The 21,919-nt window shown below is 37.1% G+C and carries 17 protein-coding genes; 11 read left to right on the forward strand and 6 right to left on the reverse strand.

Translation table 11 applies throughout. The features are described from left to right. The first annotated feature begins 10 nt into the window (after positions 1 to 10). From G4Y78_RS00980 to G4Y78_RS01000, 5 genes are all read left to right on the forward strand, one after another. The gene (locus tag G4Y78_RS00980) at positions 11 to 1,357 is read left to right on the forward strand and encodes an NAD(P)/FAD-dependent oxidoreductase (RefSeq protein WP_163830829.1); all 1,347 of its coding nucleotides are present in this window, start codon (positions 11 to 13) and stop codon (positions 1,355 to 1,357) included. Between the two features lie 35 nt (positions 1,358 to 1,392). Then, positions 1,393 to 2,370, forward strand: a complete 978-nt coding sequence (locus G4Y78_RS00985) for an isopenicillin N synthase family dioxygenase (protein WP_163830831.1) — start codon at positions 1,393 to 1,395, stop codon at positions 2,368 to 2,370. A gap of 90 nt (positions 2,371 to 2,460) precedes the next feature. Then, positions 2,461 to 3,648: a retropepsin-like aspartic protease gene (locus tag G4Y78_RS00990; RefSeq protein ID WP_163830834.1), complete on the forward strand. Its 1,188-nt coding sequence runs from the start codon at positions 2,461 to 2,463 to the stop codon at positions 3,646 to 3,648. Positions 3,649 to 3,742: 94 nt separating this feature from the next. Then, positions 3,743 to 4,876, forward strand: coding sequence for an OpgC domain-containing protein (opgC, locus tag G4Y78_RS00995; protein ID WP_163830835.1), 1,134 nt, complete (start codon positions 3,743 to 3,745; stop codon positions 4,874 to 4,876). A gap of 207 nt (positions 4,877 to 5,083) precedes the next feature. Next, positions 5,084 to 5,395 (forward strand): hypothetical protein, encoded by a 312-nt coding sequence (locus tag G4Y78_RS01000; RefSeq protein ID WP_163830837.1) that lies wholly within the window; start codon positions 5,084 to 5,086, stop codon positions 5,393 to 5,395. A gap of 4 nt (positions 5,396 to 5,399) precedes the next feature. Here G4Y78_RS01000 and G4Y78_RS01005 read toward each other — a convergent pair whose 3' ends face one another. From G4Y78_RS01005 to G4Y78_RS01015, 4 genes are all read right to left on the reverse strand, one after another. Beyond that, entirely contained in the window at positions 5,400 to 5,972 is a 573-nt protein-coding gene (locus G4Y78_RS01005) for a cyclase family protein (protein ID WP_230425673.1), read from the reverse strand. After that, positions 5,959 to 6,186: a cyclase family protein gene (locus G4Y78_RS30900; protein WP_230425674.1), complete on the reverse strand. Its 228-nt coding sequence runs from the start codon at positions 6,184 to 6,186 to the stop codon at positions 5,959 to 5,961. Before G4Y78_RS30900 ends, G4Y78_RS01005 begins: the two co-directional genes overlap by 14 nt. A gap of 148 nt (positions 6,187 to 6,334) precedes the next feature. Further along, complete coding sequence (locus G4Y78_RS01010; protein ID WP_163830838.1) at positions 6,335 to 7,315, reverse strand: homoserine kinase; 981 nt, start codon at positions 7,313 to 7,315, stop codon at positions 6,335 to 6,337. A gap of 16 nt (positions 7,316 to 7,331) precedes the next feature. Further along, the gene (locus G4Y78_RS01015; protein WP_163830840.1) at positions 7,332 to 7,619 is read right to left on the reverse strand and encodes a DUF2782 domain-containing protein; all 288 of its coding nucleotides are present in this window, start codon (positions 7,617 to 7,619) and stop codon (positions 7,332 to 7,334) included. A gap of 377 nt (positions 7,620 to 7,996) precedes the next feature. Here G4Y78_RS01015 and polA point away from each other — a divergent pair, with 377 nt between their 5' ends. The 4 genes from polA to G4Y78_RS01035 all read left to right on the forward strand — a co-directional run bounded on the left by polA (position 7,997) and on the right by G4Y78_RS01035 (position 14,907). Further along, entirely contained in the window at positions 7,997 to 10,729 is a 2,733-nt protein-coding gene (gene polA / locus G4Y78_RS01020) for a DNA polymerase I (RefSeq protein WP_163830841.1), read from the forward strand. Between the two features lie 533 nt (positions 10,730 to 11,262). Next, the gene (locus G4Y78_RS01025) at positions 11,263 to 12,165 is read left to right on the forward strand and encodes a LysR substrate-binding domain-containing protein (protein WP_163830843.1); all 903 of its coding nucleotides are present in this window, start codon (positions 11,263 to 11,265) and stop codon (positions 12,163 to 12,165) included. Positions 12,166 to 12,551: 386 nt separating this feature from the next. Continuing rightward, positions 12,552 to 14,321, forward strand: coding sequence for a response regulator (locus G4Y78_RS01030; protein ID WP_163830844.1), 1,770 nt, complete (start codon positions 12,552 to 12,554; stop codon positions 14,319 to 14,321). Positions 14,322 to 14,361: 40 nt separating this feature from the next. After that, on the forward strand, positions 14,362 to 14,907 hold the full coding sequence (locus tag G4Y78_RS01035) for a hypothetical protein (protein WP_163830846.1): 546 nt from the start codon (positions 14,362 to 14,364) through the stop codon (positions 14,905 to 14,907). Here G4Y78_RS01035 and G4Y78_RS01040 read toward each other — a convergent pair. After that, positions 14,843 to 15,778, reverse strand: coding sequence for an IS1595 family transposase (locus G4Y78_RS01040; RefSeq protein ID WP_163830705.1), 936 nt, complete (start codon positions 15,776 to 15,778; stop codon positions 14,843 to 14,845). The genes G4Y78_RS01035 and G4Y78_RS01040 overlap by 65 nt on opposite strands. 27 nt (positions 15,779 to 15,805) lie before the next feature. On the opposite strand from G4Y78_RS01040, the gene G4Y78_RS01045 reads away from it, so the two are divergent. Continuing rightward, positions 15,806 to 16,138 carry an amino acid ABC transporter substrate-binding protein gene (locus tag G4Y78_RS01045; protein ID WP_163830848.1) on the forward strand — a complete coding sequence of 111 codons (333 nt, stop codon included), beginning with the start codon at positions 15,806 to 15,808 and terminating at the stop codon, positions 16,136 to 16,138. 78 nt (positions 16,139 to 16,216) lie between these two features. Continuing rightward, a complete protein-coding gene (locus G4Y78_RS01050) occupies positions 16,217 to 18,457 on the forward strand; it encodes an ATP-binding protein (RefSeq protein WP_163830850.1) in 2,241 nt (746 codons plus the stop codon). A gap of 303 nt (positions 18,458 to 18,760) precedes the next feature. On the opposite strand, the gene G4Y78_RS01055 is transcribed toward G4Y78_RS01050, so the two are convergent. Beyond that, on the reverse strand, positions 18,761 to 21,301 hold the full coding sequence (locus G4Y78_RS01055) for a glycoside hydrolase family 15 protein (protein ID WP_163830851.1): 2,541 nt from the start codon (positions 21,299 to 21,301) through the stop codon (positions 18,761 to 18,763). Positions 21,302 to 21,919 lie beyond the last annotated feature (618 nt).

Below are 21,919 nucleotides of genomic sequence, written 5' to 3' on the forward strand. Positions count from 1 at the left end.
GACCTGAATTATGACAAAAGTCATTCATGTTAACCGGATGCCAAAAGATACAGGGCCTGCTGCTTGGAATCGCATACTTAGTCCTGCGCAATCCTATCCACCGCTAACAGACACTGTTTCGGCAGACTGGGTTATTGTCGGTGGTGGCTTTACCGGAATGGCTGCAGCACGTCATTTAAGTCAATTGATTCCTGACGACAAAGTTGTCATGTTAGAAGCCAGTCATCTTGCAGAAGGTCCTGCGGGGCGTAACAGTGGTTTTATGATTGATCTACCCCACGAGCTGAATTCAAAAAGTTACGCAGGAGGGCGAGATCAAGATAAAAAACAAATTCGCTTAAACCGAGTTGCCATTGATTTTGCCAGGCAAATGGCCCGCGACTTTGCAATACCACAAGAGGTGTTTGACTTATCTGGTAAAGTGACAGGCGCTGCTTCTTCTCGCGGTGAAAAGCATATTGACTGTTATTTAAAACATATTAAGGCGTTGGATGAACAATATCGGCTGTTAGATCAAGCAGAAATGAAGGCATTAACCGGCTCTGATTATTACAGTAAAGGATTATTTACTCCAGGTACTGCAATGATTCAACCAGCGGCATTTATTCACTTAATCGCTCAAGGGTTGAGTAAGGATATTACTATTTATGAAAATAGCCCAGTCATTGAAATGCAGTTGGGACCTGAACACACCCTAAAAACTCCTAAAGGCAGGGTTAAAGCTAAGCGGGTGATTCTAGCGGTAAATGGACATATCCAGTCGTTTGGTTATTTTAAGCAACAATTGATGCATATTTTTACTTATGCCTCTATGACCCGATCATTAAACCGGAATGAGATTCAGCGGCTTGGGGGGACTGCCAATTGGGGACTATTACCTGCTGACCCGATGGGTACTACAGTGCGGCGTACGTCTAATTGGAAGGGAAGCGGCGAACGACTGACGATACGCAATCACTTCACTTTAAATCAGTCGATGGAAGTTTCTGAAGCTGAGTTGAGAAATGTGGCAAAAAATCATGACCAGGTATTTAAAGCACGTTTTCCCATGTTAAATGATGTAACGATAGAATATCGCTGGGGCGGCCGCTTATGTTTATCGTTAAATTCTGTGCCTGCATTTGGTGAGTTGGAAGAGAGGGTATATGCAGCTGCATGTCAAAATGGCTTGGGCACAGTGAAAGGGACTTTATCGGGAATGATGGCTGTGGAATTGGCTACCAATCTGGATTCCCCCATTTTAAAAGAATTTATGGCTTATGATGCGCCAAGCCGTTTACCACCTGAGCCTTTTATGTCTTTAGGGGCAAATGCAGCCTTACGTTGGAAAGAATGGCGTGCTGGATGTGAAGTGTAATATTTGATATGGCCTGAGAAGAAGGTGATAAGTTCATGAGTGTAACAGTCGAAGATAGTCTACGAAGTAAAACTACTTCTTTTAATGAAATTCCGATTGTTGATATTGCCCCATTACTTGATAACAGTAATCCCATGAAAGTGGTGCAGGAAATAGGTTATATCTGTGAGCATATTGGATTTTTGTATATTAAAAACCATGGTGTTGATGGTCAATTAATTAAAGAAGCCTATGAGCTGACCGAGGCATTTTTTGCTCTGTCGTTTGAAGAAAAGAATAAGCTGAATATTATCCATTCCGGTCAAACATTACGGGGATATATTCCCATGTATGCAGAAAATGTTGACCCTGAGAATACCAGAGACTTTAAAGAATGTTTTGATCTTGGGCGGGAAACGGCAGAAGTCAGTCCTTTTTTTGGTAAAAATTTAATGCCACAACAGCCTGAACGTTTTAAAGTAGTTTTTGAGCAGTATCATCATGCTATGATGGATTTGGCCAGACAGTTAATTCGTGCGATTGCATTAAGCTTAGGTTTACACGCCGATTATTTTGCCAAACTACAAACCAAACCGATCACTATCCAACGCCTGTTACACTATCCTCCCCAACAAGGAAAAATCACCAAAGAAGAATTTGGCATTGGTGCACATACCGATTATGGTTTTTTAACGATTTTATCTCAGGATGCCAATGGTGGGTTACAAGTGCAGAATAGAAATGGCGATTGGGTAAGTGCCCCTCCCGTTGATGGAACCCTAATTGTAAATATTGGCGATTTAGTGCAAACATTTACTAACGATCGTTATATTTCAACGTTGCATCGGGTAATTAACACCAGTGGCAAAGAGCGTTATTCCTTACCTTTTTTTATTGATCTCGATTATGATGCCAAAGTTGAGGTGGTTCCGACTTGTCGGGATGCGGACACATCCGTGAAATATCAGTCTTATACTTGTGGGCAGCATAAGTATAAACGGTTTGTCGATAGTTATACTCACTTGCAAACATAGAAAACTATTGATACAGAATACCTGACAGTTTTGTTATATTAACCAGAAGTGAGATCGAATCGATAAGTGAAGACTGAGTAACATACTGTTGTGAAAAAAACAATTTTTGTCTTGAGTGTGTTTTCTATTGGATTGGTAAGTGGTTGGTATGGCCATCAGTATTGGTATGATATAAAGCAGGTTGTACTCAATGGTGGCATGTCTGAGCAAACACGGAGTGTTACAACAGTCGAGCCTGTTACATCCATTAATAAGAGTCAGTCACTAGTTGATTCTAAATTGACAGTGCCAATGCAAACTTTTAAAGAGCTGCTGGCTGACTGGAATACTGCAAAGATCGTAGATCAATACCGACAACTTACCCTATTTGACGAAGAGCATAAAAAATTTGCTAATACAGCTTTTATTCAAAAGCTACAACAGGGTTTTGAGCAAGCTAAATACCGACGGTTAATTAAATTAATTAACCATTACTTGCAATTAAATACAGGTGATTATCAGGCAGTCTATATTCTAGCCGAAAGCTATCGCGCTCTAGGTAACTTACCTGCCGCTATCAAAGCATACTATCATCTTGAGCAATATATATACGATTTTGACCAAATAGATAATATCAAAGCAAAAATTCATACTTTGGTACAGGCTTACCATAATAAAGTAATTAATGATAGTAGTGGTGAGGGACAATGGCCACTATTACTGAAGTTTTATGAAGAGTTGGCCATACTGGATCCAAATAACTACGACTATATATTTAAACAAGCCGAAATACATTATCAATTGCATGACTATTCTCGTTCCTTGGCGCTGCTGGATTATTTGCTATCTGATTTAAAATGGGGCAAAGTTGCCCAGCAACTTAAACGTAAAATTGATACCAAAATAAGGGCTAAAGAAGGCATTGCTCTTACCCAACAGAATGGTCACTATATTGTTTCTGGGGTTATTGATAATAGTCATCAAGTAAAATTATTGATTGATACTGGGGCTACCCTTTCAGTAATTTCTACCCGATTTTTTAAGCAATTGGAAAATAGTAGTCAGGCTGAGTTTTTACATAATACTATGATGAGTACAGCTAATGGCCAGTTGGTAGTACCTGTGTACCGGTTTAAAAAATTTGAGATAGCAGGCAGAGCAGTCAATGATATTGAATTTGCAGTCATGGACTTACCTTCAATGGAAGCATCGCAAGGTTTGCTAGGAATGAATTTTTTGCGAAACTTCCGCTTTAATATGGATCAGGAAAATAGCCTGTTGTTTTTAGATTTAAAGTAAGTATTTACAAAATAATTATTTATAGCTTGCATCTTTGTGAAATTATATATTTAGCTTATAACTCAATATTGTTAGATTCACGTTAGGTGCCATTATGAGTCGAATTGCTCAAATAGACTGTTTTCGAGGCTGGATGCTTCTAATTATGACAGTCGATCATCTTTTATTTTTACCATTTGCATATTTAAATGGTTGGTCTGATATTACTTATGGTTTTGCTGGATATGTTACTGCTGCTGAAGGATTTTTTCTTCTATCCGGACTAGTCTCTGGCATGGTATTTACGAAGGTTATTGAAAATAAGTCATTTAAATATGCTCGGCGTAAGTTATGGTATAGAGCAAGGGAGTTATACTTTTGGCATATGCTATGCTTTATATCAGCTGCTTTAATTATTTTTTGTTTCCCAACTATAACATCGGATTGGGCGAAAAATTCATATATGACTGAGTTTGTTGAAAGTCCTATAACAAGTTTGATTATGGGTGCTTTTTTTTCATCGTTGCCGAATCTTCTTGATATTATACCAGTATATGTTTTGTTTTTAATAGTAACGCCATATATATTAAGGTGGCTGTTGTTTGGTAAATTCAAGGTTGTATTTTTTTGTAGTTTTATTTTATGGGGTTTAGCCCAGCTTAGACCGCAGGAAATTTTATTAAATGAGCTAAAATACTGGTATCCGCAATTTCCTTGGAATTTTGGGTATTTTGAAATTTTTGCTTGGCAATTTATTTTTATATTAGGGCTTGTATTTGGTTGTTATTTAGTAAAAGGTACCTTGAGCATACCTAAGTCTAAAAGCTTGTTTGTAATTTCATTACTCTTTACTGTTTTCATGTTGTATCATCGTCATTCGTTAAGTCTTCAACAAGCTATGCTTTTGCAAGAAAGTTGGACAAGTATTTCATCTTTAGGTCCGTTACGATTATTAAATACAACTGCATTGGCATATATTTTATTTAGAGTTGCTATTCAATTTCCAGACTATTTCAGTCAAAGAATATTAATCTATTTAGGTCAACACTCATTATATGTATTTGCTTATCATATAATCTTCCTTTATATGTTAACTTTATTTAGGACGCAGATTAGTGAGTTAAACTTTTTTGTACAAATGATAATATTTGGATGCTGTTTAGCTAGCTTATGGATTCCTGCATATGCACATTCTCGATGGAGAGCAAGAAAAAAAGCAGTAGTCTATATACCTAATACGAATTTTTAAGTATGTTTGTTTAGTGATAGGTTACAGTAATACTTTCTATTTCAGTCCAAGTCGCTACTGCGAGTTTCACTGCAGTAGGCTTGCCTAGTTCGTGCACCTAACGATGACTCATGCTAGGTATATAACCTTAGGTCTTAGTTTGAAATAAAAGTATAAACTCTTTATTTTTTCTGAAATTATTGAGCCTAACATTTCTAAGAAGGGTATATGGTAAAAAAAGCAGTTTTATTATTCACACTTATCTTGTCGAACTACACTCTGGCAAACGATTATTCCTACCAAAAAATTGCTAAACGCTATAGTGATACAGCTTTAACTGCTAAAAAGGTTAAGGCTGCAAAAATGCAAGGGGAGTGTTTAGTTGGTTTAAAAAGACTCAACTTTAAAAGAAAACGGCAGTTCGATCCTATTGCTGAGTGGACTAACTACCGTTCAATTTCACTATTGGGCCAGTATTCACCTTGTGAGGTATTGCTAATAATGGAAATAGCTCAAAAACAGCTACGAGAGCAAAAATAAGAGCTTATTCATCAAATAAGGCTACTGCTCTTGTCCATCCAGCAGAAGCCCCTTTAATTTTCACTGGGAAGCATGAAATAGTAAAACCATGATCAGGTAGTGACTCTAAGTTGTGTAGCTTTTCTAGATGGCAATAACCAATATCTTTGCCTGCTTTATGTCCTTCCCAAATAATAGCTGGGTCCTTAGTTTCTGCATATTTCTTTGCTGTATGTGAAAAAGGAGCATCCCAGCTCCAGGCATCAGTGCCAGTTAGCCGTACACCTTGTTCGAGTAAAAACAGTGTGGCTTCTAGCCCCATGCCACAACCTGAGTGGATATAATCTTCATAACCATAGCGACTGCCTGCACGAGTGTTGACTACAACAATATCCAGTGGCTCGATGGCATAATCGATTCTTGTTAATTCTTTTTTGATGTCATCGGCAGTCACGACATAGCCATCATCGAAATGTCGAAAATCTAGCTTAACGCCTTTTTGGAAACACCACTCTAATGGTACTTCATCAATAGTAATAGCTCTTTCTCCTTTATTCATAGTGGAATGAAAGTGATAAGGTGCGTCAAGATGAGTCAAGATGAGTGCCATTGTGGGTAATGAGTTCTACTTTTTCAATTGCCCATGCTTCTCCGTCGGGTAGGTCCTGCTGTTTTAAGCCTGGAAAAAAAGGTGCCATTTGGCTAAAAGTGGACTGGTGATCCATATAGGTCACTTTTGGGTTAAAAGGAATTGGGTCCGACTTCACCTCATTTTCAATACAAATTGAAAGATCTATAAATTGTTTTGGCATTTTGAGTATCTCTTATCAGGCGATATTATGTCTAAAATAAATTAGGGCCATTAAAGGCCCTAATAAACATATAACATTTACATCGATATGTTACGAATCATACTACTTCCTTGATAAGGTGAGGGCATAGGACTGGAAAAAGTAGAGGTTACAGCGAATACAGATTGGAATTATTTTTATGATGCAGCATTAGTTGTTTAAACTCATTTGGGTCTTTGGGTTTAACTACAGCATCTTCGTTTTGAGGTAAATGCTCCTCTGGGTGTTCAAAAGTAATAATTCGAGAAACCCAGAAACGATATGCTGCAAATTGCAACATAACGGGCCATGCTGATTTATCGCTGTCACTAAAAGGTCTTATTTGGTTATACCCATTAACTAAAGCCTTCACTTTTTCAATATCAAGAGTTTGATCAGGCAGGCGACACCAGTCGTTTGCTGTGACAGCTAAGTCATATAACAAGTAGTCAGTACAGGCGTTGTAGAAATCGATTACGCCACTGATGCTGTTGCCAGTAAATAGTACATTATCATGGAATAGGTCGCCGTGGATGATCCCTTGAGGCAAGTGGCTATGTTGCTGGAAAAAAGCAGTAAAATAGTCTGCTTGCTGTTTTAGTAACCCCGCATTTTCTGTTGTTACTAAGCTTTGCAGCCTGTGTGCTTGTTCTCTTACCCAGTCTAGCCCACGCTGATTGGCTTGGCTGATATTGGTTTGCAGACCAGCCTTATGCATTTTGCCCAACATCTCCCCCACAGCAGCACAGTGGCTGACCGAAGGGAGTTCCACTTGTTTACCTGCCAGGCAACGTTGAATTAGGCAAGGCTTATTCTTTATTCGGTGTAATGATTTCCCTTGCTGGTCTTTGATTGCCAATGGTACTGGCAAATGGTGGTTTGCCAGGTGATCAGTAATCGCAGTGAAAAAGGGAATAATTTCAACCGGTAAGAACTCAAACAAAGTGAGTACGTATCGAGTGGGTTGCCCATTAGCTGCAACGACATCAATAAAGTAGTTAGTATTTTCCACCCCAGCGGCAATGCCCTCAAAATGCTTGAGGGTGCCTATATCATACTTAGTTAATAACTGTACTATTTCATCAAAAGTTAGATGGGTATAAACCGACATAAATACGACTCAAAAATTACCACTCAAGAATTTTCCAGGATGGGATCAACATTTGGTGGTGTTTATCAGTGCGAATAAAGTTACCTTCACTATCCGCAGCTACCAAAAAGTAAGGTTTGCCTTCTTTTGGAATAACCTTAATGGCATAGACAAAGCCATTATGTCGGTATTCCTGAATAGTGCGGTCTTTACCTTCTTTAATGACCACCTCAGTATCAGGACGAATGGGATCTTCCGCCAAGGCTGTCTGCCAGCCACAGAATAATGCTGAGATTAGAGCTGCTGAACAAATGAGCTGTTTCATAGTAGTCACCTGGTTGGTTCAATTAAGCCATAGAGCTGTTGACGCTTCCTGAAGTAGTGAACTTGTAGAGCTTTCAACAGACTTTACTCTCCAATCCTGAATTTTATGTTGCCCGCTATTGTAATGGTATTGTCACAGAACAAGTTACCTTTCATGAAGGCTATATATTAATTCTGACAATAATCGCGGCTAAACGGTACCTTAAATTTTATTCCTAGCACAGCTGTATCGGTCATTTTTTTGTTAGTTATTGATAATTGATGGGTCAGGCTCACTTTATAACTGATACAATGAGGGCCTGTTGACTTTTGCTTATCAAGTAAAGGTTAACAGGTCCGCAATGCCTTCTTATATTTTAATTGTAAATGTACTGGCCTATGACGAAACAACAAAAGCAGCCCCCATTAATTCTTGTGGATGGTTCTTCTTACCTGTTTAGAGCCTATCATGCAATGCCTACCTTAAGTGCCTCGGATGGTCAGCCAACAGGTGCTACTCGTGGTGTCATTAGTATGATGCGGCGCTTAATCAAAGATTTTCCCGACAGTCCAATAGGGGTTATTTTTGATGCCAAAGGCCCTACTTTTCGTAACACGATTTATAGCGAATACAAAGCTCATCGCCCGCCAATGCCAGATGAATTAAGGGAACAGATTGAGCCTATTCACGCCATTATTAAAGCCATGGGGCTGCCACTTTTTGTTATTGATGGGGTTGAAGCTGATGATGTCATTGGTACTTTAGCCAAACAGGCGACAGAAGCCGGGATTGATACAATTATTTCCACTGGTGATAAAGATATGGCCCAGTTAGTTAATCAGCATATTACGCTGGTTAACACAATGAAAGATGATGACGCTTTTATGAATGCGGAAGGAGTGAAGGCGAAATTTGGTATCCCCCCAGAGTTGATCATCGACTTTTTAGCTTTAATGGGCGACAAAGTAGACAACATTCCAGGTGTACCTGGAGTGGGTGAAAAAACTGCATTAGCCTTAATCCAAGGCTTAGGAAGTATAGAGTCTATTTATCAGCGTTTGGATGAAGTGCCTGCCCTTGGTTTTCGTGGCGCGAAAACCATGCCGAAAAAGCTTGAAGAGAATAAAGATCAAGCACTGCTTTCAAAAGAGCTAGCCACTATTAAAACCGATGTAGAGTTGGAAATGGGGCCAGCTGATATAAAGCCAGTTGAGCCTGATAAAGCGGCGTTGCTTGAGTGGTTTAAAAAACTAGAGTTTAAAGGCTGGACTGAAGAGCTATTGTCTGATGATGTAGCGAGTGATAGCTCAGAACAGACGGCAGATGTTGACTACGACACTATTTTTACTCAGCAGCAGCTTGATGACTGGCTCGCTCAGTTAAAGCAAGCAAAGCTATTTGCTTTTGATACTGAAACTACCAGCTTGGACTATATGAAAGCTGAAATTGTGGGGGTGTCTTTTGCGGTGGAACCAGGTAAAGCGGCTTATGTCCCATTGGCCCACAGTTATGAGGATGTACCTGAGCAACTTGATCGGGATAACGTGTTGGCTCAATTAAAGGCACTGCTAGAAAGCCCAAAACAGAAAAAAGTTGGACAAAACCTGAAGTATGATCAAAGTGTGTTGGCTCGTTATGATATCGAGTTAAAAGGCATCGCTTTTGATACCATGCTGGAGTCTTATGTATTGGATTCTACTGCAACCCGTCATGATATGGATAGCCTTGCACTAAAATACCTCGGCCATAAAACGATTCATTATGAAGACATTGCTGGTAAAGGGGCGAAGCAAGTTACTTTTGACAAGGTAGCCATTGAGCAGGCAGCAGAATATGCGGCAGAAGATGCCGATATTACCTTAAAGCTCCATCAGGCCTTAGAGCCTAAACTGGCTGATCATCCATCTTTGATGAAAGTGTTTAAGGAAATTGAGCTGCCACTAATCAGTGTGCTTTCTAAAATAGAGCGTAATGGGGCACTGATTAACCCAAGTTTGTTAAAAAAACAAAGTGGTGAGCTGGCCAAGCGCATTGATGAGCTGGAACAAGAGGCTTTCAACCTGGCAGGTGAAGAATTTAACTTGGGTTCAGCTAAGCAGCTTGGGGAAATTCTATTTAATAAACTGGATTTGCCAGTGGTTAAGAAAACCCCAAAAGGCCAACCTTCTACTGCCGAACCTGTCTTACAAGAATTAGCACTGGACTATCCCCTTCCTAAGTTGATTTTGGAATACCGCAGTTTAAGTAAACTTAAGTCTACTTATACCGATAAATTACCTGAAATGATCAACCCAGAAACGGAGCGGGTGCATACCTCTTATCATCAAGCGGTGACTGCTACGGGGCGACTGTCATCGTCAGATCCAAACCTACAAAATATCCCGATCAGAACTAAAGAAGGCAGACGTATTCGCCAGGCATTTATTGCTTCCCCTGGCTATAAGCTGATTGCTGCTGATTATTCTCAAATTGAGCTGCGGATTATGGCACACCTTTCCAATGACGAGGGCTTGCTGAATGCCTTTTCCGAAGGGCAGGATGTTCACCGAGCAACTGCAGCAGAAGTCTTTGGAGTAAGCATTGACGAAGTAACCGATAACCAGCGTCGTCATGCAAAAGCTATCAACTTTGGCCTCATTTATGGTATGTCAGCCTTTGGTTTAGCGAAACAAATTGGCGTATCCAGAAAATCAGCCCAGGAATACATCGACTTATATTTTGAGCGTTACCCTGGAGTGTTGAGCTATATGGATAATATCCGCCAGTCAGCAGCTGACAAGGGATATGTAGAAACGCTGTTTGGTCGGCGCTTGCACTTGCCGGAGATTCGTTCTCGCAATCAAATGCGGAAAAAGGCGGCAGAACGCACGGCAATCAATGCTCCTATGCAGGGTACGGCGGCTGATATTATCAAGCAGGCAATGATCAGTGTTGATCAGTGGTTAACTGAGAGCCAACTGGATGCACAAATGATTATGCAAGTACATGATGAATTAGTACTAGAAGTAGCTGAGTCACAGGTTGATAAAGTGGTAACTGGCCTGAAGCTACGGATGGTAGCAGCTGCAGATTTATCAGTGCCGTTGATTGTGGATGCGGGGATAGGTGATAACTGGGACCAAGCCCACTAACGTGGTTTTTCTAGATTTATTGAAAAAAATTTTCAGCTACTGGAACTTTCCTGAATAGGGGGTTGTCATATATTACGAGTGGCCGCGATGGTTACTCTAACTACTCCTTATGTGTTTTAGTGTTGGCATTTACTCCGTTAAGCCCCCAAGTTAACGGAGATAATAATCTGCCCCGGCTACGTTAATCTCCCCCCCAAAGTAGCTGGGGTAATTTTTTTCTGCACTTTCATTTTTTATTCTCAGGTTTTTTGATGATTGGTCGGACATCACTTAAGCCCATGTCATAACTAAGCTGTGGATTTGGTTTGGAAGGCATGGGCGGTATTTGGTTTGCCTTCGATTTATGGTGATACCACCAACATACCGACAAACCACAAACTATCAGTATAATTAATAGATATTCCATCACTACTGCTCTTTTTACTCATCAATTAGAATCTAAGTAACAGCAATTTAAAGGCTTTGCCCATTAACTACGAACGATAAATTCTGAGAAACTATTAGCTAAACTAATAGCTTGTGGAGAACTGAAAGTGGCTGACCCCCTGCAACATCTTGGAGCCATGCGCGTCTTTGTAACGGCTGCACAACTATCAAGTTATTCAAAGGCGGCAGATGTGCTGGCAATCACCCAGTCGGCCGTAAGCCAGCAGATTCGTAACCTTGAACAGGCGTTGGGGGTGAGATTGTTTATCCGGGTTGGCCGTACTATGCAGCTAACAGAGGCGGGAGAAGGTTTATTTCAATATGCTAATCAAGCGTTAGACTTGATCCGTGAAGGTATTAACCGAATTAAGCAAGAAGAGCTGGTAGGTGAACTTAAGGTGACCTTAAGCCCTGCTTTTGCTTCCCATTGGTTGATGCCTAAGTTATGGAAATTTACTGAAAGCCATCCAGAAATACGAATTCACCTGATTCCCACTGTAGATATTTTGGATTTAAAGCGTGATGAAGCTGACATAGCGATCCGTTATGGCAAAGGAGATTATCCTGGAGTGGTTAATGAACTTCTAGCAGCCAGCGAAGGCATTGTGGTTGCGTCATCAAGTATAGCCAAAAACATTAATAAACCAGAAGATTTACTTAATTATTTGTTAATTGAAAATATACCTTTATTTTCAGAAGGGTGGAAAAGCTGGTTTGATAAAGTAGGTTTGACTATTGAGGATAAAAAGTTACAAATAATGCAAGTCAATGGTGTGGGGCTGGCAATAAATACAGTGTTAGCTGGTAAAAGCATTGCGTTAATGAGTAACTTAATAGCTGAACAATTAATCAAACAAAACGAGCTTGTTCAGTTGTTTAGTGATACAGTGGAGTATGCAGGTGTTTGGTTACTATACGATGATAGTTCACCAAAATACAAACGGATACAACAATTTGCTAACTGGATAAGGCACGAAATGGGAGTTGACACTAGAGATAGTCTGACATGAGTTTCTTTACAAAAATATTTATAAAAGACTAGCTTGAATTTTATATAAACCTAATTATTAACTTGTGAGTTTTTATGGCTATTTGATAGCGAATATAAAAAACACAGTCAATTAATAATCCGCTTGCTACACTTTTTAATACACATAAAGTAATGTACTATAGTTGAATATTTATGAAAAATATATTTAAAATATACCGTGATAATAAAATTTTTAGGCTTATATAGCCAATGATAATATAAACTTTTATAAAGATTTTCTCTGGAATATGTTAATTGAGATATTTCAGTCATTATTTAAAATTGTTATTGCAAGTCATACAGTAGCAGGCTTGCCCATGGAAATCTTATGTAATAAAAGAAATTGAATAGATTGGGTAAGTGGCTATGATCATCAAAGATAAAGTGACTAAGGAATATATAAAAGGTGATAAAGAGCAAGTAGCATATGATATGATATTTGATATAACAGCACCTAATATCCTTGTTGTTGATGATGACATAAAAGCTTGCCAACAACTTAAGCATTTAATTAAAGAATTTGGCTATAATTGTGGCTTTATTATTAACCCTAATAACTTGTTACCCAGGCTTAAGGAAGAAAAATTTGATTTAATTTTATTAGACTTAAATATGCCAGGAATAAATGGTATAGAGCTGTTACAAAAATTAAATGCAATAGAGGAATTTAGCAAGATAGCAACCATTGTGCTAACTGCTGAAGACAATGATGAGATAATCGCTAAATGTTATAAATTAGGTGTTGTAAATTATATAAACAAACCTATTAATAATCTCATATTAGAAGCTAGGCTAAGTAGTGCTCTAGCTGCGAAGCAAGCAAGAGATTCTCTTGAATATAGTGTGCTAGAGCGAACACGAGATTTGGAAATTATTAATCAACAGTTAATGAGTGAAATAAAAACAAGAAGATCTTACGAAAAAGATCTTATAAACGCAAAAGTTCAAGCAGATAGTGCAAATATGGCAAAATCGGAGTTTCTGGCAAATATGAGCCATGAGCTGAGAACTCCAATGAATGCAATTTTAGGTACAGTTCAGCTACTCGAAGAAACTGGTGTTGATCGAGAACAAAAGGATTTAATTGATATCCTAAAAAGTGGTGGTGAGAGGCTTCTTAATTTAATTAATAATGTTTTGGATTTATCAAAAATAGAAGCAAGTAAACTTGAAGTAAAAAGTACTGAATTTAACTTACACCAGCTTGTTGATTCTAGTTTTAAACTATTTGCTTCACAGGCAAAGGATAAGGGTATTTTATTAAGTTACTCAATTGGTCCAGAGGTTCCTGCTGTTGTTAAAAGTGATCCAAATAAGATTAATCAGGTTATTGCCAATCTTCTAGGAAATGCAATTAAATTTACTAAAGATGGCAAGGTTAGCCTTGATGTAAAAAAAGAAAAGTTTGAAAATAATAAGATATTGTTGGTTTTTGCTGTCAGTGATACTGGTATAGGCATTGAGAAAGATAAGCAAGATAATATATTTGAAGTATTTACACAAGTAGAAGACTCAACAACAAGAAATTATCAAGGTTCTGGGCTGGGATTGGCAATTACCAAAAAACTTGTCGAAATGTTATCAGGTGAAATATGGGTTGAGAGTGAAATAAATAAAGGAAGCAACTTTTATTTTACTATTTCTTGCGAGGTTGTAAGCAATAAAGAAACTAACGATCAAAGAAATCTTGTTGTTGATAGTTCTAATTTAGTATTGGAATCTGTTCTTTCTGATGTAAATGAAAATTTTAAACAAGATCAAAAATGGAATCATGTTCTTTTAGTTGAAGATGACCCAGCAAGTAGATTAATTGCAAAAACACTTTTAAGTAAAAAATTTAATAATGTAGAAGTGGCAACTAATGGTGAAGAAGCATTATTAAAATTTAAAATAAATAAATGGGATATTGTTTTTATGGATATGCAAATGCCTTTATTAAACGGCTATGAAGCTGTCCGTAGAATCAGATTATGGGAAAGTAATAAAAATATAAAAGAAACTCCTATAGTAGCAATGACTGCTTATGCACTAGATGGTGATGATAAAAAATGCATTGATGCGGGTTGTACTGACTATTTAACTAAACCAGTCAATAAGGATAAAATTTACTCGATACTTTATTCTTTATTGGGATAGTAAAAAATATTTTTTATAAGAATACTGTAAGGAGAGATTGGTGAAAAATAAATTAATTTTGATATTTTTTATCATTCTATCTCCACATATTTTAGCTAAACCAGAAGTTGTCTCTCTTTATACATATCATAATCATCCACCGTTTATTAATGGTATAGATGATGGGTTAACCTATGATTTGGTAAATTTACTCAATATCGAGTCCAAAGGTAAATATCTCTTCACATTAAAAGTACTTCCAAGAAAGCGATTGGATAAAAAAATTGTTAATGATGGATCGTGGACAGTAGTTTGGGCTAATCCAGAATGGTTTAATGATCACTATAAAACTAAATACCGTTGGTTATCTATACTAGAAGATGCTAGTACAGTTATTTCTCGTGTAGAAGATTCTATCGAATATAAAGGCCCTCAATCGCTAAAGGGGTTAACATTTGGCGCTATGGCAGGGCATAAATATTTAGGAATAGATGAACTTGTTAGAAAAGGAGAAATAAAAAGAATCCTAATTATCATCATACCTAAGCTATATTTAGTAGCTTACCTGGTAGTGGAGGTGTTCTCAGTGCTACAAATGCTAGCCTAGGAATAAATTCTACTAAGCTAAATCTTCGATTAAATCGATACTGAAATTCAGCAAGATAACGTTGTGCATATTTAGCGCGAATAGCATGATAAGTACTACGTAAAGCACTTTTTAAGTTTCCAAGGATGGTGTTAACCCAATAAAATTCAGGTTCCTCTACTGATGCACGACCACCACCGCATACAATTTTATCATGAAGACAACCTGCTTCTATGACACCATTAAAACAGGCCAGTCCATCGGAGATTACGGTACTGCCCTTGGCCAAATTCTGCCTACTCCAAGCCGTTATCTCTTCTTTATTAAACCCTTTTAAAATGCTCAGTTTAATTCGTGTCGGTTGACCTTGTTTTGTTGTTTCTACGGCTGCTACAAAAGGTATTTTCCCATCTGCTCCCCTACCTCTTTTGCAACCTGTACGCTCACCACCAAGATAGGCATCATCAATTTCAATAAAACCCGACAATTGCTTGGTGCCTTCTCTTTCTTGCATCACTTTCATGAGCTTATGTTTCATTCTCCAGGCAGCTTGATAGGAAATACCTAAATGGCGATGTAATTCTATGGCTGATATACCTTTTTTGTCTTGGGAGATCAAATACATCCCTTGGAACCAAGTCTTTAATGGTAATTTGGTTGATTCAAAGATAGTACCTGCAGTTACAGATGTTTGCTGGTGACATTTATAGCACTGCTGAAGCTTTCTAGTAGTGAGTTGACAGCATTTGTCGTATCCACAATTGGGGCACTGAAAACCTTCTGGCCATCGCAATTTGTATAAGGTATTAAAGCATTGTTCTTCTGTACCATATTGTTTGAGAAACTCGTTTAAACTCAGGCCTTTTTGAAATTGAACTTTGTTGATAGCCATTATTTATACCTTCTCAATTAAGTTTCCATGCTGTTCAAATATACAGCAGTTAATGGCTTAGGTATAGTGATAATTAGGAAAAGAATTGATGGTGATCATGAACGTAATAACTTAAAGATATTACTTAGAGGTAGAGTTGACTTTACATTATTACCGACCTCAACAATTAATTACTTAGTTAAAGAGTTATCATTACATGATCAAGTTTATCTTGCTCCTAAAAAACATACGACATTCCATCGTATGTTTTTAATTCCAAAAAATAGAAAAGATATAGAAGAATTCTTAACTAGAATTGCTTTTAGTAATAATTATAAGTGGAATGAAATAATAAAAAAATATGGATTTGCAAAAAACTAGTTTGTAGCTAAATTAGTCACTATGAATAGCTGATAGCAATACATTCTAGCATGATTACTAAATATTGTAGGTAATTAAATGTTGAGGTTACTAACTAGAAATGGTGAAAATACAGTTGGTTACTCTCTTATTAGGTCTGTATTTGGTGTATATGTAATAGTGGCAGTAGTTACAACACTTTTTCAGTTGGTGACCCAATATCAAGAAGTTAAAGAAAATGTTAAGAATGATTTAGTTAAATACACAAACATTTTTTCTCCTGTACTTACTCAGGCTCTATGGCACTTAAACAATGAACAAATATATTCAACTCTGTTTGGTATAATACAAATTCCAATAGTAGTTGGGATAGAAGTTAAAAATACCGAAAATCAACTTATTGGTATTGTTGGAAATACTGATATTTCAAGAGATATTAAATTAACAGTTAATGTTGATGGGATAGAGGCTGATATTGACTCAGGTAAAACTATTTTAGATAGATTATATAGTTATCAACTTCCTTTGATTGATGAGCAAGAACAATTACTGGGTTATCTTACACTGTACTCAAGTAATAGAATAATACTTGATCAAGTTAAATATGGTTTTATTTTATTGATTATAAATGGTTTAGTTAAAACGATTGCATTGTTTTTTATAATAGTTTTTTTTGCTGATAGATTGTTAGGTAAACCATTAAAGAAGTTCACTGCTAGTATTAAAAATATTAACTTTGATAATTTGAATGATTTTAAACTAATTTCTGTAGTAACAAGTAATAATGAGTTGAAAGAACTTGAAATAAGCTTTTCTAGTATGGTTAATAAACTGAGGCAGGAGTTTGAAAATAGAAAGCTAATAGAAGGTAAACTAGTTCATGAGAAATTAAAAGCAGAGAAGGCTAGTCAAACTAAGTCCCAATTCTTAGCTAATATGAGCCATGAAATAAGAACCCCACTTAATGCAATTATAGGCTTTAGTCAGATATTGGCCTTACGGTTTGAAAAGTATCAAGAGAATAAAGAATTAAATAAGTTCATATCACATATTAAGTCCAGTGGTGAACACTTAATAGAGCTAATAAATAATATTTTAGATTTATCTAAAATTGAAGTTGGTCGTATGGAAGTTAATTATGAATCTGTTAACTTGAAGTTGTTGGTTCAAGGTATATTTCATATAAATAAAATCGCAGCGCATAGTAAAGAGCTTAACTATAGCTATAGCTTTGGTAAGTCATTGCCAGAGTTTGTGAGGTTAGATAGGACAAAGTTAAACCAAATACTAACTAATATAATCAGTAATGCCATTAAGTTTACACCAAGTTATAAAAGCATAAAAATAATGGTCCTTATTGAAAAGGAAAGTTCTTCTAATAGCCAAATAATTTTTAAAGTAGTAGATGAAGGAATTGGAATCCCTAAAGATAAACAAAAGGAAATTTTTCAATCTTTCCAGCAAGCTGATAACTCGATTACCAGAAACTATGGTGGAACTGGATTAGGGCTAGCAATTACCAGTAAATTAGTAAAGTTGTTGGGTGGTACTATTTCTGTAGAAAGTGAATTGGGATCTGGATCCACCTTTGAGGTTAAAATACCTTATTTGAAAGCTGATGGAAAGCATTCACTATCGTCAACCCGCAAAAGTTATAATTTAAAATTTGTGAAAGAAAACAAAATATTAGTTGTTGAAGATACATTATTAAATCAAGAAGTAATGAAAGCAATGTTCAAGGAATTTGGCTTGACAATAGAGTGTGTGAACAATGGCCAAGCTGCTATTGATAAAGTGATGAAGAGTCAGCTTAAATCTACTCACTATAACCTAATAATAATGGATATGCATATGCCTGAAATGAGTGGGTTAGATGCTACTCGTTCTATTAGGAAAATACTAAAAGAAACAATGGTGCCTATAGTTGCATTATCTGCGGAGGCATTTCGTGAACAACAGCAACAGGTAATAGATGCTGGTATTGATGAATATCTTACTAAACCGATCAGTATTGAACAACTTTCAGAAGTACTACATAAATATTTAAAACATGTTGATGACTTTGATTTAAAAAAAGATGTAAGCGAACAGACAGAAAATAATAATCCAATGTCAGATAAAATAAAGAGAAAAATAAGGAATTCACTACTGGAGTTAGAGAGTGTGTCTATTTATAAAACTGATATTTTGCTATCTTATTTGGAGGATTTAAAAGATATGTGTAAATATTTTAATACACCATTAAATGAAATATTGACTAAGGCAGAATTAGCAGTAATGGATACTGATTCAGAAAAACTGCAAAGTTTATTATTAAAAATCTCTCAATTAAATTTATAAAACTTATTTGATAAGGCTATAGAGCGAATTAATATAGTACAGTTTAATGCCTCCCCTATAATTAAATTACAGATACTCAACTGAGGGCAGTAGTAAAACAAAGCAATGGAGGATCTATGAATCTACCATTATTGCTGCAAATACTCATTGGTGTGTTTTTAGTATTGGGAGTAGCTGTAATATTTGTTGAAAAAGAGTATGAGTAATTATATGTAATAAAATTATTTGTCCTGGTGTCTGTTTGAGATAAAGAGCTTGGTTTGTAGCATGACCAAGCTGTTTTTTGTTACAAACTAGATTAATTTAAAAGCTTGGATTAATTGTATTTACCTCACAGGGTTTACCAATATTATTATCTCCTGATTGCCAATGTGTGTCGTCCTTTAAAGCTTTAAACTTAAACTGTTCGTTGATACCAAATAATGTAACTTGCCAAGTATTTCCAGGTAGCCAATGTGCGGCTATTCCGTTATCCCAATTGAGAGGTCCATGATTACCACGAATAGTAATTTGATGGTTAAAACCTACATCAGCATTAACATTAATAGTGGTTATACACCCTTGGTAACGATCTACGACACTACTGATAGTATCTAATGGTTGGTTGGCCTGTTTTGAAGCTAATAATTTAATGTACTCAGCGTGGCTCCAGGCTAAAGGCGTTGCACCACCTGTGCCTTTTCCCATTTTATAGGGGCCAGTGTATTGATCCCATACCTGTTCAGGTAACATTCTGCCTTCATTAGCAAAGTTTTCCATTGATCTTATGTATGTATCAACATTGTTACCTTTAGCTAATTCATAGTGGCCTCGTTCTCCAGTGAGTAATGGCCATAATCTTCCTTTACCTTCTCCTGTATAATCTTTGCCTGCTAAAGTTTCCCCATAGCCATCATGGGAGTATCGGTAATAACCAAGCCCTCTTGGTGTCCTTACCTGTAATAACTTGTCGTATTCTATGAGGGTATCTAAAACTTGAGAAGAGTGTGGGGACTTAATGCCAAAGCGAACAAGTTCTAAAAAGCCACCATCTAAAATGGCTCGTTCTTGATGTTGGCCTCCACCGTTTGCAATATAAAGCAATTGTTGATCATTAGGGTTAGCGGTTTTGGCACATTGCTGACTACTATCAATTCGCTCATAGTAGCTGCCATTACCATACATTCCTGATCGGGTGAAGAACCAATAGTCCATTCCCATTACCCATTTGTCCGCCTGTTGTCGATATTGGTTGGCGGTGTTGCTATCACCTATTGCATCAGCAAAATCAGCTGCTGCTATTAATGCAGTAATGGCTGCAGCGGTGGTTGAGGGAGAAATCCCACTATTTTCTTCCCAACGCTCTTGTTGGGTCCAGGGTCCTACACGACTTATAAAAGAGGCAGCAGGTTTAACAAATGATTGATAATACTGTTGTGGAGAAAGCTCACCTAATTGCCATAAACGCCAAGCTAAAATAATTGGCATGGCTGTTTCATCTAACTGCATACCCGACCAGTGTGGCTTACCAGATAGCCAAAAGTTTTGTGGAAATGAGCCATGCTTGGGAACGCTATTTTCACAAAACTGCCAATTACCATCTTGTGTTTTAAATTGTACTTCTGTCAGGTACTTAAGGGCTCGTTTTGCTGTTTCAATATCACCTGCGGCAATCATAGAAGTCGCAACCTGGTATAAATCTCGTGGCCAAACTACATGATAGCCAACAGGGCCATCTTTATATCCATCAGCAGGGGAACCAGGTATAACTCCACGATCATCACCTGACTGAAAGTCATACTGAGAGGTTCCCCAAGGAATACTTAATGAAGCAATCATGCCTCCCTTATAGGTTTTATCCTCGTGAGCTTTAAGCACCATGGCTGAAGTATAATAAAGCTTGCCGTTGTCGAAACTCATACTACTAAGGTCTTCTAAACTGTCACAGTAATTATTCCAGCCATTAATATACTGCTGAGATAGAGATTGAAAACCACTTGCTAATGATTGCTTGGCTAACAATTTGGCTGCATTTTTAGATTGGCCAAACCCTAATGCTAAATTAAACTCGTAGCTACCTGGTTTGCTTGGTAAATCCAGTTCAGCGACTAAGGCTACATTGCCGTTATTGGCCGTATGATATTGCCAGTCCATTTGGAAATTATCAGCTAAGTCTTGCCAGCCATCGGATTTACCAACAAAACCACTGGACGTTTTTCGGTAGGGAATATCGCTGACTAGAGCAACTACTTGAGCGGCTTGTGCTTGTTGGCCTGCGTGTTTAATTCTATCATCCCAAGCATACAAGGCTTGTTGTGTAGCTTCTGCATAATCATATAGACCTGTATTGCTGATTGCTGGATTTAGTAATATATAGAATTTCAGATTGGGCTGATTTACTGTAATTTTTATGTTTTGGATAAGAACATCCCGGATAGGGTCAGTGATAATCTTTTTAGTAATACTGAAGCGGTTTTGTGAATCTTTATTAGTTAACTGGTAAGCCAAAGACTTATCGTCGATATAGTCAATTTGATGTTGTAGCTGTTTTTCTTCAAGCAAGAAGTTTTTGCTATCTGAAACTAGCAATTGTAAGTCAGTGATTTGGGCCATATCGATTTGAGGCCAATAGACTTCAGAAACGATACCATCAACAAGGCTAAACCAAACTTTAGATTGATCATTAACAGCAGTACCTACCCCAGCTTTTCGGGCCGAAGTCCATTGGTGAGGGTTACCAGGGTGGCCAAAAGCCTCGTTTGTAATAGTTGGCTCTAAGCTGGTTGAAGATTGCACGCCGAACGATAAAACCATGGAACTGGATAGAATGCTGGCAGCAAATAGATCACGAGTAGGTTGGTACATTGGGTCACTCCGTTAGTTAAAGCACCTATATACACCCTTCGCGAATAACATTTAGGGTTTGTTGGCAGGTGCTTTTTTATTGTTATGTAATTGTTTTATATTATTTTTTCCCATACGCCTATACGACTTTGTGACTAATTAGTCAAAAAAAGTTTAGTTATTCTTGAAATAAGTGGATAGAGAACAGGATCTTTAAGGCCTAGACTTTGAGAGCAACTACAGTGTTGGACTCTTTTTATCGCAAAAGCATTAGAAAATAAAAGTCGTCATTCGTCTTCTTTCCGTTTTAGTGGTTATTGGACAAGTTTATACTTTAGTTTTAATGTAGATTGTCTGGTACCATACTTAAGATACTACTATAGTCGTGTATCTGCTTTGTATATAGTTACTATGAGCTGGAGTGAATATATAGTCGTATCTCGAATTAAAGTTATACAGCACCTAGTTTGGTTACCATGTCATAGTCTTTTAAGTTGAAAGCTTGTACAAATTAACCAATATAACTATGGCAAATGCTCATGAGTTGATTGGTTATTTAAAAACTTTATTTGCTGCACACAGTATTTGAAGTCTTAAAATTTCAAATACAACAGTTGTTAACTTAAAAATAATTATTTA

Origin of the sequence: Spartinivicinus ruber (genome assembly GCF_011009015.1) — a bacterium.
Lineage (GTDB): Bacteria > Pseudomonadota > Gammaproteobacteria > Pseudomonadales > Zooshikellaceae > Spartinivicinus > Spartinivicinus ruber.